Annotated in this window: 18 protein-coding genes and 1 pseudogene; 7 read left to right on the top strand and 12 right to left on the bottom strand. The window is 69.3% G+C overall.

All coding sequences use genetic code 11. The annotated features are described in order from the left end of the window. Window positions 1-25 precede the first annotated feature (25 nt). From ACWGIH_RS17045 to ACWGIH_RS17030, 4 genes are read right to left on the bottom strand one after another with little or no spacing between them, the layout of a single operon-like run. Entirely contained in the window at window positions 26-1,348 is a 1,323-nt protein-coding gene (locus tag ACWGIH_RS17045) for an NADH-quinone oxidoreductase subunit D (protein WP_451219920.1), read from the bottom strand. After that, on the bottom strand, window positions 1,348-2,079 hold the full coding sequence (locus tag ACWGIH_RS17040; RefSeq protein ID WP_453445736.1) for an NADH-quinone oxidoreductase subunit C: 732 nt from the start codon (window positions 2,077-2,079) through the stop codon (window positions 1,348-1,350). Before ACWGIH_RS17040 ends, ACWGIH_RS17045 begins: the two co-directional genes overlap by 1 nt. Then, window positions 2,076-2,630: a NuoB/complex I 20 kDa subunit family protein gene (locus ACWGIH_RS17035; RefSeq protein ID WP_160506582.1), complete on the bottom strand. Its 555-nt coding sequence runs from the start codon at window positions 2,628-2,630 to the stop codon at window positions 2,076-2,078. Before ACWGIH_RS17035 ends, ACWGIH_RS17040 begins: the two co-directional genes overlap by 4 nt. Window positions 2,631-2,651: 21 nt before the next feature. Then, window positions 2,652-3,011 (bottom strand): NADH-quinone oxidoreductase subunit A, encoded by a 360-nt coding sequence (locus ACWGIH_RS17030; RefSeq protein WP_003992243.1) that lies wholly within the window; start codon window positions 3,009-3,011, stop codon window positions 2,652-2,654. A 1,034-nt stretch (window positions 3,012-4,045) separates the two neighbouring features. Here ACWGIH_RS17030 and ACWGIH_RS17025 point away from each other — a divergent pair. Continuing rightward, window positions 4,046-4,861, top strand: coding sequence for a C40 family peptidase (locus tag ACWGIH_RS17025; protein ID WP_453445737.1), 816 nt, complete (start codon window positions 4,046-4,048; stop codon window positions 4,859-4,861). 139 nt (window positions 4,862-5,000) lie between these two features. Here ACWGIH_RS17025 and ACWGIH_RS17020 read toward each other — a convergent pair whose 3' ends face one another. Continuing rightward, entirely contained in the window at window positions 5,001-5,327 is a 327-nt protein-coding gene (locus ACWGIH_RS17020) for a putative quinol monooxygenase (protein WP_453445739.1), read from the bottom strand. 49 nt (window positions 5,328-5,376) lie between these two features. After that, a complete protein-coding gene (locus tag ACWGIH_RS17015) occupies window positions 5,377-6,666 on the bottom strand; it encodes a geranylgeranyl reductase family protein (RefSeq protein WP_453445741.1) in 1,290 nt (429 codons plus the stop codon). 97 nt (window positions 6,667-6,763) lie between these two features. Between ACWGIH_RS17015 and ACWGIH_RS17010 the strand changes: the two genes are divergently transcribed. Then, on the top strand, window positions 6,764-7,288 hold the full coding sequence (locus ACWGIH_RS17010; RefSeq protein WP_453445742.1) for a GNAT family N-acetyltransferase: 525 nt from the start codon (window positions 6,764-6,766) through the stop codon (window positions 7,286-7,288). 40 nt (window positions 7,289-7,328) lie between these two features. Here ACWGIH_RS17010 and ACWGIH_RS17005 read toward each other — a convergent pair whose 3' ends face one another. The 6 genes from ACWGIH_RS17005 to ACWGIH_RS16980 all read right to left on the bottom strand — a co-directional run bounded on the left by ACWGIH_RS17005 (window position 7,329) and on the right by ACWGIH_RS16980 (window position 17,166). After that, window positions 7,329-10,079: a zinc-ribbon domain-containing protein gene (locus ACWGIH_RS17005; RefSeq protein WP_453445744.1), complete on the bottom strand. Its 2,751-nt coding sequence runs from the start codon at window positions 10,077-10,079 to the stop codon at window positions 7,329-7,331. Window positions 10,080-10,295: 216 nt separating this feature from the next. Further along, entirely contained in the window at window positions 10,296-10,988 is a 693-nt protein-coding gene (locus ACWGIH_RS17000; protein ID WP_453445746.1) for a demethylmenaquinone methyltransferase, read from the bottom strand. Between the two features lie 553 nt (window positions 10,989-11,541). Beyond that, a complete protein-coding gene (locus tag ACWGIH_RS16995) occupies window positions 11,542-12,141 on the bottom strand; it encodes an imidazolonepropionase-like domain-containing protein (protein WP_453445748.1) in 600 nt (199 codons plus the stop codon). Window positions 12,142-12,148: 7 nt separating this feature from the next. Next, window positions 12,149-13,348: a cyclic dehypoxanthinyl futalosine synthase gene (mqnC, locus tag ACWGIH_RS16990; protein ID WP_453445750.1), complete on the bottom strand. Its 1,200-nt coding sequence runs from the start codon at window positions 13,346-13,348 to the stop codon at window positions 12,149-12,151. 71 nt (window positions 13,349-13,419) lie between these two features. After that, complete coding sequence (locus ACWGIH_RS16985; protein WP_453445752.1) at window positions 13,420-14,142, bottom strand: prepilin peptidase; 723 nt, start codon at window positions 14,140-14,142, stop codon at window positions 13,420-13,422. A 33-nt stretch (window positions 14,143-14,175) separates the two neighbouring features. Further along, window positions 14,176-17,166, bottom strand: coding sequence for a BTAD domain-containing putative transcriptional regulator (locus ACWGIH_RS16980; RefSeq protein ID WP_453445754.1), 2,991 nt, complete (start codon window positions 17,164-17,166; stop codon window positions 14,176-14,178). A 478-nt stretch (window positions 17,167-17,644) separates the two neighbouring features. Between ACWGIH_RS16980 and ACWGIH_RS16975 the strand changes: the two genes are divergently transcribed. From ACWGIH_RS16975 to ACWGIH_RS16955, 5 genes and pseudogenes are all read left to right on the top strand, one after another. After that, window positions 17,645-18,274, top strand: a complete 630-nt coding sequence (locus ACWGIH_RS16975; RefSeq protein ID WP_453445756.1) for a hypothetical protein — start codon at window positions 17,645-17,647, stop codon at window positions 18,272-18,274. Between the two features lie 2 nt (window positions 18,275-18,276). Next, on the top strand, window positions 18,277-19,347 hold the full coding sequence (locus tag ACWGIH_RS16970) for a hypothetical protein (protein WP_453445758.1): 1,071 nt from the start codon (window positions 18,277-18,279) through the stop codon (window positions 19,345-19,347). A gap of 20 nt (window positions 19,348-19,367) precedes the next feature. Next, a complete protein-coding gene (locus ACWGIH_RS16965) occupies window positions 19,368-19,961 on the top strand; it encodes a barstar family protein (protein ID WP_453445760.1) in 594 nt (197 codons plus the stop codon). 69 nt (window positions 19,962-20,030) lie between these two features. Further along, a pseudogene (locus tag ACWGIH_RS16960) lies at window positions 20,031-20,201 on the top strand (putative T7SS-secreted protein); the annotation flags it as partial. 90 nt (window positions 20,202-20,291) lie between these two features. Continuing rightward, window positions 20,292-20,687 (top strand): hypothetical protein, encoded by a 396-nt coding sequence (locus tag ACWGIH_RS16955; RefSeq protein ID WP_453445762.1) that lies wholly within the window; start codon window positions 20,292-20,294, stop codon window positions 20,685-20,687. Window positions 20,688-20,742: the final 55 nt, after the last annotated feature.

Raw genomic sequence — 20,742 nt, 5'->3', positions numbered from 1 at the left:
CCCTGCTCCGAAGAGGGAGTGGTGGTCACCGGTCGACGCCTCCCATCACGGGGTCGATGGACGCGACGGCGACGATGACGTCGGCGACCTGGCCGCCCTCACACATCGCCGCCATGGCCTGCAGGTTGGTGAAGGACGGGTCGCGGAAGTGGACCCGGTAGGGGCGGGTGCCGCCGTCGGAGACGACATGCACCCCGAGCTCGCCCTTGGGCGACTCGACCGCGGTGTACGCCTGACCGGCCGGGACCCTGAAGCCCTCGGTCACCAGCTTGAAGTGGTGGATCAGGGCCTCCATGGAGGTGCCCATGATCTTCTTGATGTGATCGAGCGAGTTGCCGAGGCCGTCCGGGCCGAGCGCCAGTTGCGCGGGCCAGGCGATCTTCTTGTCGCCGACCATGACCGGGCCCGGCGCGAGCCGGTCGAGGCACTGCTCGACGATGCGCAGCGACTGGCGCATCTCCTCCAGGCGGATCAGGAAGCGTCCGTAGGAGTCGCAGGTGTCGGCGGTCGGCACGTCGAACTCGTAGTTCTCGTACCCGCAGTAGGGCTGCGCCTTGCGCAGGTCGTGCGGCAGACCGGCCGAGCGCAGGACCGGTCCCGTGGCGCCGAGAGCCATGCAGCCCGCGAGGTCGAGATAGCCGACGTCCTGCATACGGGCCTTGAAGATGGGGTTGCCGGTGGCGAGCTTGTCGTACTCGCCGAGGTTCTTGCTCATCTTCTTCACGAACTCGCGGATCTGGTCCACCGCGCCCGGGGGCAGGTCCTGGGCGAGTCCGCCGGGCCGGATGTACGCGTGGTTCATGCGCAGTCCGGTGATCAGCTCGAAGATGTCGAGAACGAGTTCACGATCCCGGAAGCCGTAGATCATGATCGTCGTCGCGCCCAGCTCCATGCCGCCGGTGGCGATGCACACCAGGTGCGAGGAGAGGCGGTTGAGCTCCATCAGGAGCACGCGGATGATCGACGCGCGGTCCGGGATCTGGTCCTCGATGCCGAGGAGCTTCTCGACGCCGAGGCAGTACGCCGCCTCGTTGAAGAACGGCGTCAGGTAGTCCATGCGCGTGACGAACGTCGTGCCCTGCGTCCACGTGCGGTACTCGAGGTTCTTCTCGATGCCCGTGTGCAGATAGCCGATGCCGCAGCGGGCCTCGGAGACGGTCTCGCCCTCGATCTCCAGGATGAGCCGGAGCACACCGTGGGTGGAGGGGTGCTGCGGACCCATGTTGACGATGATGCGCTCGTCGTCGGACCGGGCGGCGGACTGGACGACCTCGTCCCAGTCGCCGCCGGTGACTGTATATACAGTCCCCTCGGTCGTCTCACGGGCGGAGGCATGTGAAGTGGACATCAGCTGTACGACCTCCGCTGGTCCGGAGCCGGGATCTGGGCGCCCTTGTACTCGACGGCGATGCCGCCGAGGGGGTAGTCCTTGCGCTGCGGGAAGCCCTGCCAGTCGTCCGGCATCATGATCCGCGTAAGGGCTGGGTGACCGTCGAAGATCAGGCCGAAAAAGTCGTACGCCTCGCGCTCGTGCCAGTCGTTCGTCGGATAGACGGCGACCAGCGAGGGGACGTGCGGATCGGCGTCAGGGGCACTGACTTCGAGCCGGATCAGGCGGTTGTGGGTGATCGAGCGCAGGTGGTAGACGGCGTGCAGCTCGCGGCCCTTGTCCTCGAGGAAGTGCACGCCGCAGACGCCCGTGCAGAGCTCGAAGCGCAGGGCCGGGTCGTCGCGCAGGGTCTGCGCGACCCGGACGAGGTGCTCGCGCGCGATGTGGAAGGTGAGCTCGTCGCGGTCGACGACCGTCTTCTCGATCGCGTTCTCCGGAAGGAGACCCTGCTCTTCCAGGGCTCCTTCCAGCTCGTCCGCGACTTCGTCGAACCAGCCTCCGTACGGGCGCGCGGAGGCGCCGGGCAGGGTGACCGTGCGCACCAGGCCGCCGTAACCGGACGTGTCGCCGCCGTTGTTGGCGCCGAACATGCCCCTGCGGACGCCGATGACCTTGCCGGCCTCGTCGCGGGGAGCGGGGACGCCGTTCCCGTCTCGGTGCTCGTCGTGTTCGTCGTGCGCGTCGCTCACCGCAGCAGCCCCTTCATCTCGATGGTGGGGAGGGCCTTGAGGGCCGCCTCCTCCGCCTCGCGGGCCGCTTCCTCCGCGTTGACCCCGAGCTTGCCGCCCTGGATCTTCTGGTGGAGCTTGAGGATCGCGTCCATCAACATCTCGGGCCGCGGCGGACAGCCGGGCAAATAGATGTCAACAGGGACAATGTGGTCCACGCCCTGCACAATCGCGTAATTGTTGAACATCCCGCCCGATGAAGCGCAAACCCCCATGGAAATGACCCACTTGGGGTTGGGCATCTGGTCATAGACCTGCCGCAGGACCGGCGCCATCTTCTGGCTCACCCGCCCGGCCACGATCATCAGATCGGCCTGCCGCGGCGAACCGCGGAAGACCTCCATGCCGAAGCGAGCCAGGTCATAGCGCCCGGCTCCCGTCGTCATCATCTCGATGGCGCAGCACGCGAGGCCGAAGGTCGCGGGGAAGACGGATGACTTGCGCACCCAGCCCGCGGCTTGTTCGACGGTGGTCAGCAGAAAACCGCTCGGCAGTTTCTCTTCGAGTCCCATGCTCTTTGGCCCCTCAGACCTTTAGTCCCATTCCAGGCCGCCACGCCGCCATACGTACGCGTACGCGACGAAGACGGTGAGCACGAAGAGCAGCATCTCCACGAGCCCGAAAATCCCCAGCGCGTCGAAGGTGACGGCCCAGGGGTAAAGGAAGACGATCTCGATGTCGAAGACGATGAAGAGCATCGCCGTCAGGTAGTACTTGATGGGAAATCGCCCGCCGCCGGCCGGAGTCGGCGTCGGCTCGATACCGCACTCATACGCCTCGAGCTTGGCGCGGTTGTACCGCTTTGGACCGATAAGCGTGGCCATGACCACGGAGAAGATCGCAAAGCCTGCCCCGAGGGCTCCCAGCACGAGGATGGGCGCATAGGCGTTCACGCTCCTCGCTCCTCTCAGTCGGCACTGACTGTTGGCGGTTGCATCGGACCGCGGCCCACCCCACGAAGATCGCGTTCATGTGAAGCAGGTCACAAGCCCAACTGCCGTGCATCTTATGCCCGCCGGTCTGTGATCTGCGACACGGGGTGCGACAACGGCTTTGTGATCTCCACCACCTGACGAAGGATCATGAAGTCGGATGAGCGGTGATCTTCATACGCGAAGCGCCTGAGTGATCACCAGAGGTGACATCTCGGCGAGTTACCGCTGGTCGGGAGGGGGTCGCCCTATCAAGCGATGGCCGCCGCAGGCAAATTGGCGCTGGACGCCCTGGCTTGATAGTGGCGGCTCATTCACACTTTGGCGGGAGGGGCATGGATGAAGGTGGACAGCCACGCGCGCGTGCACAGATTCACGAGCCACCGAAGCGGCACCTTCGCGGCGGCCGGACCGACAACCGCAGCGACAACCCCACGGCGAGCGAAGTGAAACCTTCACCACGATCGAAGCGTCACCTTTATGACGAGGCGATCGAAGCATCACCTTTATGACGATCGGATCGACACACGCGCGAGAGTCATCGGATCGGCATACGCGCGAGAGCCGGTCGGCCGCGCGAGAGTCGACCAGCACCCCCGCCGACACGGAGCCGTCGTCGATCCGCCGTCGATTCCTCGTCGATCCGTCACCGATCCCCCATACGGACAACACCCCTGATTTCTTCGGGAGATCTCAGGAAGGTCTCGGTGTGATCTCAGGGAGATCCCCTAGGGTTTCTCATGTGACCTGCGCCACACGCCAATGCACGGCAAAGAAACCGGGCTTGGCCAACCGGCTCAACCGGTGGTAGTCCGCGGGCAATTCGGGCGTATCGCAGAAAACCCATGATCACAGGCGTGATCGCCGTTGTCCGCATTGCCCGTTACGGCGTCAATAAGAAGTGACACGCCCGGGATTCGAGGCCGTCGCGGGCAACTGTGGCGCACCCCACGTTTCTTGATGGGAACCCTGACTCCCTGATAGCGGTTGTTCTCATGTCCCACACCGCTCACATACCCAGCCACCGGAAGCCCCGTCGTAGCGCCACGAAGCAGGCCCTGCGCGCCGGAGTTGCCGGTGGCGTCCTCAGCACCCTGGCAGTGGCCGCGGCAGCTGGCACGGCGACCGCCGCCGAGCCGGTGACCGAGACCATCGAAATGCCTACGCTCACCGCGGATCTCTCCACGCAGATCGCGCAGTCCGCTGAGGCCACCCAGCAGACCGCCGACAGCTACGAGCTCCGCGCCGAGCAGGACGCGGCCGCCGTGAAGGCCGCCAAGCAGGCCAAGGAAGACCAGGCCGCCGCCGAGAAGAAGGCGGAGGCCAAGGCGAAGGCCGAGGCCGCCGCCAAGAAGAAGGCCGAGGAGGAGCGCGCCTCGCGTTCCGCCGAGCGCACGACGCTCAGCGCCTCGGGCTCCGGCTCCGGCGTCACCGCCGAGGCGCCCGCCCCGGCCAGCGGCAGCGTCGGCACGGTCATCAGCTTCCTCAAGGCCCAGCTCGGCGACGCGTACGTCATGGGTGCCTCCGGACCCAACGCCTGGGACTGCTCCAGCCTCGTCCAGGCCGCGTTCAAGCAGGCGGGCGTGGACCTTCCGCGCGTCTCGCAGGACCAGTCGGTGTCCGGCACGCCGGTCTCGCTCTCCAACGTCCAGGTGGGCGACATCCTTTACTGGGGTGGCGCGGGCTCCGCGTACCACGTGGGTGTGTACATCGGTAACGGTCAGTACCTCGACGCCGCCAACCCCAGCAAGGGCGTTGTCGTCCAGGATCTGTCGGGCTACCCCGCCGACGGCGCCGTGCGCGTCCTCTGAGGGCCCCTCACAGCAACCCAGAAGGGCCGGGAACCCCCCAGCGGGGTTCCCGGCCCTTCCGTGCGCCCTGAGCGCCTCACGTGAAGCTGTGCGCCTCACGTGAAACTGTGCGCCCCGCGTGAAGAGAGGCGTGGGCGTTTCAGCCCTTCGGCGACAACTCGCCCATCTCGGACCAGCTGCTGCCCGGGATCTCGGTGTGGATGATCTCGGGGGTCGACGCGATCAACCCGGACATCGTCTCCATGCCGGCCTTGAAGTGGTCGGAGCCGACGTGCGCCGCGCCCGCCTCCTGGGAGGCGAAGCCCTCCAGGAGGACGAACTGGTTGGGGTCGTCGACGCTGCGGGACCAGTCGTAGAAGAGGTTGCCCTCCTCCGCACGCGTGGCCCGCGTGAACTCGGCGGTCCGCTCCAGCCAGCTGTCGGCGTACTCGGGGCGGACGGTGAACTTGACTGCGATGAAAATCATGCGACCAGCCTCGTACCACCCACGGGGCGAGGGCAAATCGGACAGACGCTCACGCCTTCGGGGCCACCTTGCTCAGGCCGTTGATGATGCGGTCCATCGCGTCGCCGCCCGTCGGGTCGGTGAGGTTGGCCAGCATCTTCAGCGTGAACCGCATCAGCATCGGGTGCGTCAGACCGCGCTGCGTGGCGATCTTCATGACCTTCGGGTTGCCGATGAGCTTCACGAAGGCGCGGCCCAGCGTGTAGTAGCCGCCGTAGGTGTCCTTGAGGACCTTCGGGTAGCGCTGGAGGGCGAGTTCGCGCTGGCCGGGGGTCTGGCGGGCGTGCGCCTGGACGATGACGTCCGCCGCGATCTGCCCGGACTCCATGGCGTACGCGATGCCCTCGCCGTTGAAGGGGTTCACCATGCCGCCCGCGTCGCCCACCAGGAGCAGGCCCTTGGTGTAGTGCGGCTGGCGGTTGAAGGCCATCGGCAGGGCGGCGCCGCGGATCGGCATCGTCATGTTGTCCGGGGTGTAGCCCCACTCCTCCGGCATCGAGGCGCACCAGGCCTTCAACACCTCGCGCCAGTCCAGCTCCTTGTAGGCGGAGGAGGAGTCGAGGATGCCGAGCCCGACGTTCGACGTGCCGTCGCCCATGCCGAAGACCCAGCCGTAGCCGGGAAGGAGCCGGTCCTCGGCGCCGCGGCGGTCCCACAGCTCCAGCCAGGACTCCAGGTAGTCGTCGTCGTGGCGGGGCGAGGTGAAGTACGTACGGACCGCGACACCCATCGGGCGGTCCTCGCGGCGGTGCAGGCCCATCGCGAGGGAGAGCCGGGTCGAGTTGCCGTCGGCGGCGACCACCAGCGGGGCGTGGAAGGTGACCGGGGTCTTCTCCTCGCCGAGCTTGGCGTGCACGCCGGTGATGCGGCCCGTGCGGTCGTCGATGATCGGGGCACCGACGTTGCAGCGCTGGTGCAGGCGGGCGCCCGCCTTCTGCGCCTGGTTGGCGAGCTGCTCGTCGAAGTCGTCGCGCTTACGGACCAGGCCGTAGTTGGGGTAGGCGGCGAGTTCCGGCCAGTCGAGCTGGAGCCGGACGCCGCCCCCGATGATGCGCAGGCCCTTGTTCCGCAGCCAGCCCGCCTCCTCGGAGATGTCGATCCCCATGGACACCAGCTGCTTGGTGGCGCGCGGCGTCAGGCCGTCGCCGCAGACCTTCTCCCTGGGGAACGCGGTCTTCTCCAGGAGCAGGACGTCGAGTCCGGCCTTCGCCAGGTAATAGGCGGTCGTGGAACCGGCTGGCCCGGCCCCGACGACGATCACATCAGCGGTGTGTTCGGTGAGGGGCTGGGGCTCGGTCACGGCGGGTTCTCCCCAAGGCTCGAAATCTGTGTGCCGACGGGCACGGGTTATGGGCAGTCTATGCAGCGGTACCGATCAGCCAGCCGAAGGGCCACCCGTGACAAAGCAGGCACTGCCGACCAAGACCCTGCCCGCCGTACAGCTGCGTGTCCCGACCCACGAGGACGCGTTCGTCTGGCACCGGCTCTTCGACGACCCGGAGGTCATGCAATTCTTCGGCACCGGCGCGTCGGCCGAGCTCTCCGTGTACGAGGAGCTGACCGCCCGGCAGCGCAGACACGACGCCGAACTCGGCTTCTGCTTCTGGACGTTGCTCGACGCGGACGGCGAGCCGATCGGCTTCACCGGAGCGCAGCCCTGGCCGCACGAATGGGGACCCAAGGGCGCGATCGAGATCGGCTGGCGGCTCACCCGCGCCGCCTGGGGCAAGGGATACGCGACCGCCGCCGCGGAGGCCACCCTGGAGCGGGTGCGGGCCGCGGGCGTGCGGGACGTGGTGGCGATGGTCGACGTCCGCAACGCACGATCCGCGGCCGTGACCCGGCGGCTCGGCATGGAGCTGGCCGAGACCTTCACGACGCCCTCGAAGCGGGAGGCCCACACCTTCCGCCTCGTGCTGTAGTGCCGCAGGCCCCCCGCCCCAGGGCGGGGGGCCTGGCACCTCAGCCGTTGATCCGCCAGTTCTCGAGAGCGACCCGGTGGTTCTCCTCGCCCTCACCCGCGGGCCAATGGTCCGCGCGCCACGAGAGCTGGATGGCGTACTCGGTGCCGTTGTCCGCGACGTAACTCTGGTTCACCGCGTGGATCTCGCGGCCCGCCGTGTCGGTGTACGTGTACTCCCAGATCGCGCCGCTGCGCCCCTGGAAGGTGTTCGGCTCAAGCCGCAACCGCTGGTAGTCCGACTTCTTCGGGTCCTTCTTGGCGTCCTTCTCGATGGTCGTGAAGTTCTCGTACGAGGTGTACGGGGCGTTCGGGACCACGCCGACGATGAACTGCTCCGGGCCGGTCGACCCTGCGTACACGACCTGGCCGGGACGCTCCTCACCCTGCCGGGACCAGCCGTCGGGCACCGCGAACTCGAAGCCGCTCACGTCGGACACCAGATCGAAGCCCGCGGGCGGTTCGGGAGCGTCGTCCACGGTGTCCGGGCTCGCGCTCGGCTCCACCTCCGGGTCCTCCGTGCTGTCCGTCGGGAGGTCCGAGGGGGACGGCGTGGGCGCCGGGGTGGGGTCCTGGCTGCGGCTGACGGCGGGCTTGTCGTCCTTGCCTCCCGCCTTGTCGGCGGAACCGTCGTTGTTGTCCTGCCAGAGCAGGACGCCGGCCGCGATGCCGCTGCCGATGACGAAGGCGGCGGTGAGCGTGGCGACCCAGAGGGCGGTGCGGCGCTCGGGCGGGGCGGGCGGCTGCTGGTGCAGCTGGAAGGCGTGGGGGTCGTAGCCCGTGGGGGCGTAGGCGGGGTTCGCGGCCGGGTCGTACGCGGGCTGGAGTGCCGGGGTGGCTCCCGGGGCCGGGGCAACTCCCGGCGTCTGCTTGTCCATTGAGACCGGTCCCACGACACCGATGGCGCTCTCGGTGGGCGCGGTGGCCACCGAACCAGGTGCGTCGGGGGCGCCCGACGCGCCCGCGGCGCCGCTCGGCAGTGGCGGGACCGACGGCATCGGCACCACGCCGAATCCCGGCCGCTGCCCCGCGAGTTGCAGCAGGAACGGCGCGACGAGCACCGCGGCGAACACCCAGAGCAGCCCGAACAGCAGCGCGTCCGGCACGCTCACGCCCACCTCGAAGCTGCCGTCGCCCGAGCCGCTCCCGCCTCCGCCGCCGCCGAACTCCGACGAGGCGCTGCCGGTCGCGTCGACGCTCAACCCGCCGACCCCGGCGAGGAGCAGGAACAGCCCGAAGAAGATACCGCCGGCGAGCAGTTGCTCTCCCCGGTGCGCGGAGCGCCGCGCGGCGAGCAGGCCGATGACCAGCGCGCACACGAGGCCGAGCGCCAGCGCCCCGACGACGGCCCAGTCGTTGGCGACGTCCCCCAGCTCGGAGAGCCCGAAGGACTCGCTCTCGCGGCCACCGCCGTACGCCGAACTGCTCCCCTCCACCGAAGCACCGAACGGCGCTCCCCAGCCGAGGCCGAGGGCGGCGACGCCCAGGTTCGGCAGCAGGAGCAGGGCGATGAGCAGGGGGGACACATCGGTGTCGTCGAGGTCGGCTAGGCCTTCGAGGTCGTCGATCTGGGCGAGGCTGATGAACGCGACGAGCGAGCAGACGACGAGGACGATGGCGAGCGCGCGCAGCGCGGTGCCGGTGGCGCGGAACGCCGCCTGCAGGGCCGGGCGTTGGGCGAGCCACGGGCCAAGGTCGTCGCGGTGCAGCACACCGCAGGAGACGGCGAGACCGAGCACGAGCGCGCCGAGCGCGGCGAGCGCCGGGGACGAGGAGAGCTCGACGCCCTCGATCTCGGGCTGCGCGAAGAGGCTGAGCGTCAGCGTGCCCGCGGTCACCAACAGGGTGACGCGCACAGCGGCTTCGAGCCCGGCCGTGCCGCCACCGAGGCCCCCGGCGCGCAGGAGGACACGGGTGCGCAGGAGGCGTACGCCGATGAAGAGGGCCCCGATCCACAGGGCGGTGACGGTGAGCGGAATGAGATGCAGCGCGGCACTGCCGTCGAAGGCGACGTCCACGCTGGAGCTCTCATCTCCGAAGAGGGACGACTGCTGCCGCTCGCTCCCGGAGATCTCGAAGCCGCCGCCCACTGCCTGGAGCAGCGTCGCGAGGGCGATCCGAAGCCGGTCGCCGAACCCGACGACGACGTCACCGTCGCCCTGCCCGTAGGTGGGAAGGGCGAGCGCGACGGCCGCGACGAGCACAAGGCCGACCGGCCACAGCGCGGCCTGCGCGGCCCCGGCCCAGTCCCCGCGGAACGCCCGCCCGAGGAAGGCGCCGAGCGGCGAGGGCCCGGCGGGCGCCCCCGGTACGTACGCGGGTGGGGGCGGGGGCGGGGGAAGTGCGGGCGCGGGGTGGTCGGTTGGGGGAAGTGCGGGCGCGGGGTGGTCAGTTGCGGTGAAGCCAGGCCCTTCGGGGGTGCTTTCAGGCGCGGTTTCAGACGTACTTGCGGGCTCGCTCTCGGGCTTGCTTGCAGGTTTGCTTGCAGGCTTGCTCTCGGGCTCACTTGCAGGCGTACGTCTGGAGTCCGACGCCTCGCCCGCGGATTCGCCCGCGGGTTCACCCGCACGCTCACCGGTCTCGGGTTCCACCGGCGCCGCGTCCGCGGAGGTCGGCTCCCCCAGCTCCGCCGCGGGCATGTCCACGGGCCCCGCGTCCACCGTCGTGTCACGCGGACGCTCTCGCCCGCACTTCATGCAGAAGCGGGCCTCATCAGGAGTGGGTGCCCCGCAGTGAGGGCAATGCGACGCCATGGGAACGCTCCGTCAGTGGGGAGATGACCGGAAAGGCCGACCCGTGCCGAACGGTCCCGCGGCGGCCGACGCGAAAGAGCGGCTTCGCGTCGACACCGCCGCGTCGGCGGAGTCGTACCACAACGGACACATCTTGCCCGGCGGCTGGTTCCCGTCAACTCGGTTCACGGCGAGGGAATCTCCGCATTCCCTGTCCCTCCGGAGAAAACGGCAGGCCTAGGCCTTGAACCCCCGGTGCAGCGCCACGACGCCGCCCGTCAGATTCCGCCACGCCACCTTCGACCAGCCCGCCTCCTGCAACCGCGCGGCCAGCGTCGGCTGGTCGGGCCAGGAGCGGATGGACTCCGCGAGATAGACGTACGCGTCGGGGTTGGAGGAGACCGTGCGCGCCACCGGCGGCAGCGCCCGCATCAGGTACTCCTCGTAGACCGTGCGGAACGGCGCCCACGTCGCGTGCGAGAACTCGCAGATGACGACCCGGCCGCCCGGCTTCGTCACGCGGTACATCTCCCGCAGTGCCTGGACCGTCTCGTTGACGTTGCGCAGGCCGAAGGAGATCGTGACGGCGTCGAACGTGTCGTCCTTGAACGGCAGCTTCGTCGCGTCCCCCGCCGTGAACGGCATCCAGGGGTGGCGTGCCTTGCCGACCTGCAGCATGCCGAGCGAGAAGTCGCAGGGCACGACGTACGCGCCCGCCTGCGCGAAGGGCTGCGACGAGGTGGCGGTGCCCGCGGCCAGGTCCAGGACCTTCTGCGCGGGGCGCGCGTCGACGGCCTTCGCGACCTCCTTGCGCCACAGCCTGGCCTGCCCGAGCGACAGCACGTCGTTCGTGAGGTCGTACCGTTCCGCCACGTCGTCGAACATCGAGGCGACTTCGTGCGGCTGCTTGTCCAGAGATGCGCGGGTCACCCGGCCATTGTGTCAGGCCGGTCTTCTGTCTTGGCGGCGGCCCGCTTCGCCTGCGGCGGGCTTCTTCGCCTGCGGCGGGCTACTTCGCCTGCGGCGGCCTCTCTCGCAGGAGCGTCTGCCCGGGGCGGGGCGTCCGGCGGGTGCGGGTGGGGTGTGGTTGCTCGCGCAGTTCCCCGCGCCCCTATGGGCGGCTCTTCGCCTGCGGCAGGCTTTTCGCGGGAGCGTCTGCCCGGGGCGGGGTGACCGGCGGGTGCGGGTGGGGTGTGGTTGCTCGCGCAGTTCCCCGCGCCCCTATGGGCGGCTCTTCGCCTGCGGCGGGCTTTTCGCGGGAGCGTCTGCCCGGGGCGGGGTGACCGGCGGGTGCGGGTGGGGTGTGGTTGCTCGCGCAGTTCCCCGCGCCCCTGAGGGCGGCTCTTCGCCTGCGGCAGGCTTTTCGCGGGGGCGGCTGCCCGGGGCGGGGCGTCCGGCGGGTGCGGGTGGGGTGTGGTTGCTCGCGCAGTTCCCCGCGCCCCTGAGGGCGCCCCTTCGGGGCTGCCCTCAGGCTGGGCTGTTCTCAGCTGGCTCGGTACACCATTCTGCCGCCCACCACCGTTGCCACACATGCTCCCGCGCCCTGCCGCACCAGATCGGCCCGATCGGTCACGTCGAAGATCGCGAAGCGGGCGGGGGCGCCCGTCGTCAGGGGCGGCAGGAGGACCAGGGGGGTCGGCGACAGGGACGCGGGGCCCGGCAGCCGATCCGGGCGCCGGCCCACCGCGAGGCCCGCCCTGCGGACGGTGTCCAGGACGGGTCGGGCCTTCAGTTCGCCCGCGACGGCCACCGTGCCGTGCGCGAAGAGCCGCTGTACACCCCGGCGCGCGCTGGCGCCCAGGCGGGACGGGTCGGCGCGGAAGATCGCCCGCGCACGCTCCCCGCCGATGGGCTCCGTGCCGAGCCGGTCGGCCTCCCGCGGGTCGGGGTGGTAGGTGGCCTCCAGGAGCTCGGGGCCGTACACGTTGAGCAGGCCCGGGGTGAGGATGCCGGGCCAGCGCCGGACGCGGGCCGCCGGGTGCGCGGCGGCCAGCTCCTCGTACGGGCCGACGGCGGCGATGCTCGCCCCGTCGACCAGGACCGCCGCCTCCGGTGTCCCCTCGGCGACGTGAAGTGTGCGCAAGACGGCCTCAGTTGGTGGCGAGGAGCTTCAGCTCGGGGTGAGCCGTGCCGCCCTCGATCGCTGTTGAGGAGATGTGCGAGGCGACGCGTTCGTCGGTCGGGTCGTTCGCCGGGTCGTCGTGCACGACGAGGTGCTCGTACGTCGTGGCGCGCTGGGCCGGGACACGGTCCGCGGTGCGGATCATGTCGATCATGTCGCGCAGGTTGTTGCGGTGCTTGGCACCGGCGGAGGAGACGACGTTCTCCTCCAGCATCACCGAACCGAGGTCGTCCGCGCCGTAGTGCAGGGTCAGCTGCCCTGCCTCCTTGCCGGTGGTCAGCCAGGAACCCTGGATGTGGGCCACGTTGTCGAGGAAGATCCGCGAGATCGCGATCATGCGGATGTACTCGAAGATGCTGGCCTGGGTCCGGCCCTTGAGGTGGTTGTTCTCCGGCTGGTACGTGTACGGGATGAAGGCCCGGAAGCCTCCGGTCCGGTCCTGCAGGTCGCGGATCATCCGCAGGTGCTCGATGCGCTCGGCGTTGGTCTCGCCCGTACCCATGAGCATCGTGGACGTCGACTCGACGCCGAGGTCGTGCGCGATCCCCATGATCTCGAGCCAGCGCTCGCCGCTCTCCTTGAGCGGGGCGATGGCCTTGCGCGGGCGGGCCGGCAGCAGCTCGGCGCCGGCACCGGCGAAGGAGTCGAGCCCGGCGGCGTGGATGCGCTGGATCGCCTCCTCGGCGGAGACCTTCGAGATGCGGGCCATGTGCTCGACCTCGGAGGCGCCGAGGGAGTGGATGACCAGCTGCGGGAAGTTCTTCTTGATCGCCGAGAAGTGCTCTTCGTAGTACTCGACGCCGAAGTCCGGGTGGTGCCCGCCCTGGAACATGACCTGCGTGCCACCGAGCTCGACGGTCTCGGCGCAGCGCCGCAGGATGTCGTCGAGGTCGCGCGTCCAGCCCTTCTTCGTGTCCTTCGGGGCGGCGTAGAAGGCGCAGAACTTGCACGCCGTCACGCAGACGTTCGTGTAGTTGATGTTCCGCTCGATGATGTACGTCGCGATGTGCTCGGTCCCGGCGTACCGGCGGCGGCGGATCGCGTCGGCGGCTGCGCCGAGCGCGTGCAGCGGGGCATCGCGGTAGAGGTCGAGCGCCTCTTCGGCGCTGATCCGCCCGCCTTCGGCGGCACGGTCGAGGACGGACTGAAGGTCGGCCTTCTCGGTCACCGGGGCGTCCCTTTCGTAAGGGTTCTTGACGGACTGATTCAGCGTACGCCAGCCCGTCCGGCCGCCTGACGTCAGGCGGCGTACGCCCCGGCGAGCAGCCCAAGGAGCGCCCCGCCGATCAGGAAGGGCCCGAACGGGATCGCCGTCTTGCGCCCGGCGCGGCGAGCGACGACCAGGAATCCGCCGTACAGCGCGGCCAGCAGGAACCCGGCGAAGGTGCCGAGCAGCACCCCGCCCCAGCCGTACCAGCCGAGGACGGCACCGAGGCCGAGCGCCAGCTTCACGTCGCCGAAGCCCATGCCGTTCGGGCTGATGAGGAAGAGCACGAAGTACGCGCCGCCGAGCGCGAGCCCTCCGTAGAGCGCGTGGATCCAGGACCCGGCGTGCTCGGGGAGCAGCGCCGCGCCCCCGAGGAGCACGAGCGCGGCCCCGGCGAGCGGCAGGGTCAGCACGTCGGGCAGCCGGTGCACCCCGAAGTCCACGACGGCGAGCAGCACCCCGAAGGGCGCGAGCAGGAGCCAGACGGCCAGCTCGGGCCGGGGGCCCGTGGCGGCGGCGAGGGCGGCGCAGACGAGCGCGGTGGCGAGGGCGACGGTCGTGGTCCGGGGCCCGTAGCGGGTCCCGTCGTCCCCGCACCGCGCGAGCCCGACCCAGCCGCCGACGGGATGCCCGTCGGGGCAACTCGCCCGCCACGCCTCGTCGGGCGCCACGGAGAGGCGGTAGGCGGCACGGGGCACGAGGAGCCCGGCGGCGGCGCCCCAGAGGGCGCCGCCGAGGACGAGGATCAGCAACAAGAGGTCGACTTCCCGTTCCGATTCAGCGGGGTGTCAGCTGACCGCGGTGAGGCCACTGCGCCAGGTAGGAAGCAGCTCGTCCAGCAAAGCTTCCGTACGGGGTGGCACACCCCGCGCCCCACTCCGCGCGACAAGATCGGCGGCAACCCGCTGAAGGCGGGCAGGATCACCCACCGCGTGAGTCCCCCGCAGCAACTCGTTCCAGAGCCGCTCGTCCCCCGGCGCGGAATTCAGCGAGGCGTTCAACGCCTCGATGGCCTTCTCCGCGCGCCCCTTCTCCAGGTGGAACTCGGAGAGCGCGAGCCCGATGTCGGCCACAAGCAGCGGCAGCTGCGCGTCGATGATCTCGTGGGTGAGCCACCCGTACCGCCCCTGCGGCCGGTCCGAGAGCAGCGGCCCGCGTACGAGCACCAGCGCGTCGGTGAGCATCCGCCCGCGCACGGCCCGGCTGTTGGCCCCGCGCCCCTGAGTCGCCTCGTGGTACAGCGACCGCAGCACATCCAGGTCGGAGACCACGGACTTGGCGAGCGTGAGCCGCCCGCTCCGGTCCGCCTTCAGCCGCGGCGTGCCGTCCGGCTCGGTGCCGAGCCAGCCCCGCAGCCGCTCGATGAGCGCGTCCCGTACGTCCTCGGTGGCGCCACGCGGCCACAGCGCGGAGGAGAGCACCCGCGGGTGCACGCCCTCGCGGTGCAGCAGGAGCAGCGCGAGCGCCTCGTGCATCAGCGGGCTGCGCTCGCCGTCCGGCGTGTCGAGGCCGATGATCTCGTACGTGCCGACGAGGCGTGCGTAGACCGCGGGCCGCCCCTGCTCGGTGACGTCGACGAGGAACGGCGGTGCGGCCGCCGTACGCCCGGAACCGGAACTTGAAGTGCCGCCCTCACCGGGATCGGCGTCGACGAACAGCTCCACGACGGCACGCTGCTGTGCCTCGGGCAGCGCCTGCGCCTCCAGCTCGAGGCCGAGCAGCGGGGCGAGGAGCTTGCCCTCGGGGGTGATCTCCATCTCCCAGGCGGCACCCGGCAGGTCACCGGACTCGGTGCCGACCAGGTACCCGATGCCCAACCGGCCCGCGTCGGCGGCCAGTTCGGCGAGCTTCACCGCGTCGTCCCCTTCGGGCTCCGCGGCGAGCAGCACCAGATGCGGCGCCCAGCGGGTGTGCTGGGCGGGCCCCGTACGGCCGGTGAGCACGGAGTCGTGCCCGGCCGCCCCGAGGGCCCCGCGCCGCTGCCGCGTCTCGGCCTCCATCGTCTCGATGAGCGCCTCGATGTCGTCGAGGTGGCGCAGCCGGTTGGGCGCGAGCGGCGTCAGGTCCTGCCCGAAGCCGACGAGGGTGATGGTCATGCGGTCGGACCAGCCGTTGGTGGCGAGCTCGGCGGCCACGGAGGCGAAGACGGCGGCACGGTCGGCCTCGCGCCCGCTCAGCGAGACGACACCGGGCACGGCTTCGAGGTTGAGCAGCAGCCGCGAGTCGTCGAGTGTGCCGAGGCTGACGAGCCCCGGGTAGGGAGCGGCGGTGTCCACGTCCTCGTACCGCTCGGCATCGGTCCGCGCCAGCATCCAGAACGTCTGGTCCTGCCCCAACTGCCAAGGAGCGGGCGGCCGTCCCGCGGGCTGCGCGAGCTGGAGGTGCAGGTCGCCGTTGCTGAGCCAGGCCGCGTAGACGGTCGGCAGAGGCCGCGACTCCTCGGCGAGGGCGGCGGCGAGGCCGCGGAGCGACAGATCAAGCAGCCGTACGCCCTCGGGGTCGGCCCCCACGAGCAGCGCGTCCTGCACATCGGCGGCGCCCCCGGTCGGCGTCGGCGGCTCCATGCCGCGACGCCCGCCGACGGCACCCATGGCCGACTGCCACAGCGCGTGACGGCGACGGCGTCCGAGCGCGCCGAGCAGACCGGCGGCGAGGAGAGGCGCACCGATGAGGGCCTCGGGCAGCCCGAAGGAGAACCCTTCCGACTCGCTGCCGCTGCCGGCGACGGGGGCTTCCTGCTGCCCTTGCCCGGCGCCGTCGGAAGGCCGCTGCTCGGGAATCGTGATGTGCGCGGTGTCGCGGTCGACGGATCCACCGCCGCCCTGCTCCTTGGCGCCGCCACCCTGCTGCCCGCCGCCCTGCTGGTGATCCCCGGACTTGGCGTAGTCGGAGATCTGCTCCTTCACGTCCTGCGAGACCTTGGGCGCCTCGTCGGGCATCTCGACGAGCTCGCCGCCGTGCGCGTCCGCCGGCATCTCCATGATCCAGCCGGGCCGGATGAGGCTGGCCTCGGACAGGCGGGAACCGTCGGGCTGCTCCCGGTCCTTGTTGAGCTGGTAGATCTCCTTGTACCGCCGCCCGTCCCCGAGGTGCCGCTCGGCGATCTCCCACATGGAGTCGTGGTGACGGCCTTCGGGCGGCTGGATCCGGTAGTACTTGGTGTCCCCGTCCTTGGCGCTGGTGCCCGCCCGCTCGGCGGCCTGCTCGGCCTGCTCGGCGACGGCACCGGCGGCGCTCCCGGCCTGCTCCTGCCCGAAGAGACCACCCGGCGTCTGCTGGGCGGAAGCGGCGCTCGCCGGCTTCTGATTCCCCTCCAGCGACTGCCCGAACTGCGAGAGCCCCGGCGCGAAGCTGGCGGCGGTGGCGCCCACCAGGAGCAGGGCGGCGACGAGTTGGCGGGCCAGGAGCTGGCTGCCGCCGGCGCCGGGAACGCGACCCGGCATCCCCACTCCGGAGAGCGCGGCCTTGACCTCCACCAGCACGCAGGCGGTGAACTGGGCCCAGGCGAGCCAGACGACGACGGTCAGTACGTTGATGAACGTCCCGACCGTGATCTCCTGCTGCAACCAGTCCAGCGAGGGCATACCGCCCGGAAGCGGCCACCCCACGGCGATCGCGAGGGCACCAGGCACGCCGAAGACGAGCGCGGCCAACGCGACAAAGGCGAGGAACGCCTTGACGAAGTCCCCGAACGTACGACGACGCCGGGGCAGCGGCTGCGGCGTCCGGTTCCGTGGAGCCGACGGGCCGCCTGTCGAACTTGAAGTGGTGCGCGCCATGGCGGGTGTCCTGTTGTCCTCTGAGAGGGAGCGGTTAGGGATCAGCGGTCAGCGGTCTGTGCCGCGATGGGCTGAGCGTACTGAGGCGATGGTACGGAAGGGGCCGAAGGTCAGACAGGGGCAGCGGGTTCCGCTAGCTCCCCTTGGGGCCATACGGCCGCCCGTTTACGCCCGAGTTGGGCGGAAGGTGCAACTCCGGCCCACTCCCCGCCCTCCCGCTCAGGGCAGGCGGCACCAGCCATTCACCCCCGGGCGTCACAGTTCCGGCACGGGTTCGCTGCGTCCCCGTAGCACTTGAAGACCCTTCGCTTCCGTCACCGCACGGAACGCGAGAGCCTTCACAAGTCCCACCAGTACTGGTAACCCACACCTGATAACTTCGTTCGGCTTCATTTTCTCGTGCACACACGCCGAACTCCGCCTTTCCTGCACGCACGTCGAACTCCGCCGACTCAGCCAACCCTGGGGGACTGCAATCGTGGCCCGTCGTTCCATGCCCGCCCTCGCCGCCCTGGCAGCGAGCACGACCTTGCTGCTGACTGCCTGCGGGGGCGGCGGGAGCGACGACTCCTCGGACAAGATCGAGGGGGCGGGGCAGGGGTCGAACAAGCCGTCCGCCACCGCCTCGCCGTCGTCGGACGTCAACCGTCCCAAGATCACACTGCCGGAGTCCTTCAAGGCTGACTTCGCGGGCTGGACCGACAGCGACCCGAAGATCCAGTCGATCCTGGACGACGGCAAGGAGCGGCTCCGCGGGACGTATGCCGCGATCGGTGAGGCCGACCCCAAGGCCGGCTACTTGGCCTTCTACAGCGCCCGGTCCGCCCTCGCCACCGGCGAGGAGTGGGTCGCGGGCTACAAGGGGATGACGATCACCGGCGAGGTCAAGGCCTACAGCCCCGAGGCAGAGATCCGCGAGAAGGGCCGGGCGACGCTCTTCTACTGCGTGGACGAGAGCAAGGGCTACAGCAAGGACCTCAAGACCGGCAAGAAGGAGGGGACCCCCGAGGGCGAGTCCCCCAAGGTCCAGTACCGCACCGCTCTGGAGAAGGGCGACAACGGCGTCTGGAAGACCACCTCGGTGGAGACCGACCCAGGGGGATGCTGATCATGCGCTCCACTCGCAGCACCATACGCACCACCGTCGTACGGGTGATCACACCCTTGGCGATCGTCTCCGCTCTCGTTCCCTCGCCCGCGTTCGCGCTGGGCGGACCGGGCCACGAAGGCGGGAGCGTGGACGACGAAGGCAACCTCGGGGCCGGTGTCACGCACTCCTCGATCAAGATCTCTTACAAGGGCGGAGGGGGAGGAGGCGGCAAGAAGGGGAACCTGGCGCCGATCGACCCCAACTGGGAGCCTCCGGTCTGCTGGTACGAGCCCGCCTACACGCCCGAGCAGCTCAAGAAGGCCGCGGAAGCCGGAGACGTCAACGACGCCGGCATCCACGAGTTCTGGTCGGACGCGATCTTCATCGATCACTACGACAAGGGCGAGGCCAACGACAACTTCGACGACGAGAACAGCTACGCAGAGGGCTACAAGAACTACAACATCGGCAAGGACGGCTACTTCTGGCGCGGCGTCGCACCGGACGACACCCACCCGGATTCCTGGGACTGCGGCCGCATCATGTTCTGGCAGGACGCGGGAACGGTCCCCGACATCCCGAACGCGCCAACGCCGGAGATGCTCGCTGAGTACGCCTACGACAAGGTGAAGGTCCCCGACACCAAGGTCGAGCTGAAGCCGGAGGCCAAGTCGACGGTGAATCTGCCCACTTGGGTCTGGCTGGACAAGGGCACTTTCAAGGACGTCAAGGTGCGCGCGGACCTCCCGCACACCAACCTCTGGGCGGAAACCACGGCGAAGCCGAAGAGCCTTCACCTCGAACCCGGTACGGCTGACGCGGAGACCTTCCCCGCATCGGGCGAATGCGAGATCAACGAAGACGGCAGCATCGGTACGCCCTACACCAAGGGCAAGTCGAAGCAGGACCCGCCGTGCGGCATCAGCTACCTCCGCGCCACGGACGGCAAGCCGTACGAGCTGAAGGCGTCGATCACCTGGGAGATCAGCTGGGAGGGCTCGGACAACGACGGCAAGCACATGCTGCCGGAGGGCACCTTCGAGACGACCCAGGACATGGACGTCCAGGAAGTCCAGTCGATCAACCGCTGACCGTCCAGGACCTCCACACCATGGACACCAGCGCCACCCTGACCCGCCGACGCTCACCATGGGTCGTCTTCGCACGACACGACGACCCATGGCTGAGCACGGAGACCGCCTCGCTCCAGAAGCTGGGCGGCCGAGTGATCCGCCTGGACGGCAGAGAACTGCGAAAGCCGACCGCCCTGTTCGCCGCCTTCGCCGAAAGGCTTTCCTTCCCCGCCTACTTCGGCCACAACTGGGACGCCCTCGTGGACTGCCTCCACGACTGGCACGGCCACGGCGGCGAGACGAAGGACGTCGCGGTCCTGATCGACCACGCCGACGACCTTCTGCACGCCGACTTCCTGGGGCGGTTCGTCTCAGTCCTCTGCCAGGCGGCATGGAGGGCCAACCTCCAACTCGACGCAGACGGAACCCCGGACGAAGACACACCCCCCTTCACCCTCCACTTCGCCTTCCTCCTCGACACCAGCCCACCGGCCGCCTTCGCCAGCGCAGCCGCGAAAGGCATGGACGTCGCCGTGAACCACGAGGAGGGACGCCTGACGGCGACATTGACCGGCGCGGACTGGCCAGACGGCGCCCCGGAACCGTACAGATCACCACCGGCGTCCCAATAGCAACACGGGTGCGATAGCTTCGTATGCGCTTTCGAGTGCAAGCACTGCAGGTTCTGCGGGGGTTGTGGAATGGCGGGGAATCGTCCGGCGGATTGGCACGTCCTGGACTTGGACAAGGACCCAACCCCCGGTTATCCGGACCGCGTCCGCAAGCTTGCGAAGAACCTGCATGATTTCGCCGACGATGTATCCAGGGTCCTGCGCGACATCAAGGGGATGGCGGGAGAAGACGCGATCCTCTCCAGAACGGTTCATGGCTGACTTTCCTACCCATGGCCTGAGTAACCTCGCTTCATTACCCATCTGTCTCGCACACCCCGACGAGGAACAATGATCAAGGTCGCAGGTTTTTTCGAAGAGCTCTCACCAGGATGGGGATTCCCTACGTCCGGCTCCATCCGGGAATTCACCCACCGAGTGAGCATTCCGGACCAAGATCGCGTCCTCTCCTACCTTCGCAGCGGCACGGGCATTTGGAGCGAGATGAGCGCGGGTCCCGACGTCCTGGACCCTGACGCACCGCTTCTTTCCGGTATCGGCTCTCTCTACACTGATGGCGAATGGCTGTGGCGCGAAGACCTCGCCTATTACGTCGAGACACATCACATCGACCTGCCCGCTGAATTCCTGTCACGCATCAGGTCTTTCGACTACAGGCCGCCGGAAATTGAGAAGAGCAGGCTGCTTTCGATTATGACCGATGATTTGCGTATCCCTATGTCGTGATCTGATGCCAGCTACCAAGCATAGTTGTTGACCCGGCGAATATGCCCACACCAAG

The organism is Streptomyces sp. NPDC054872, assembly GCF_053610705.1.
Note: the sequence above shows the minus strand (reverse complement) of the source record. Positions and strands in the feature narration are given on the sequence as shown.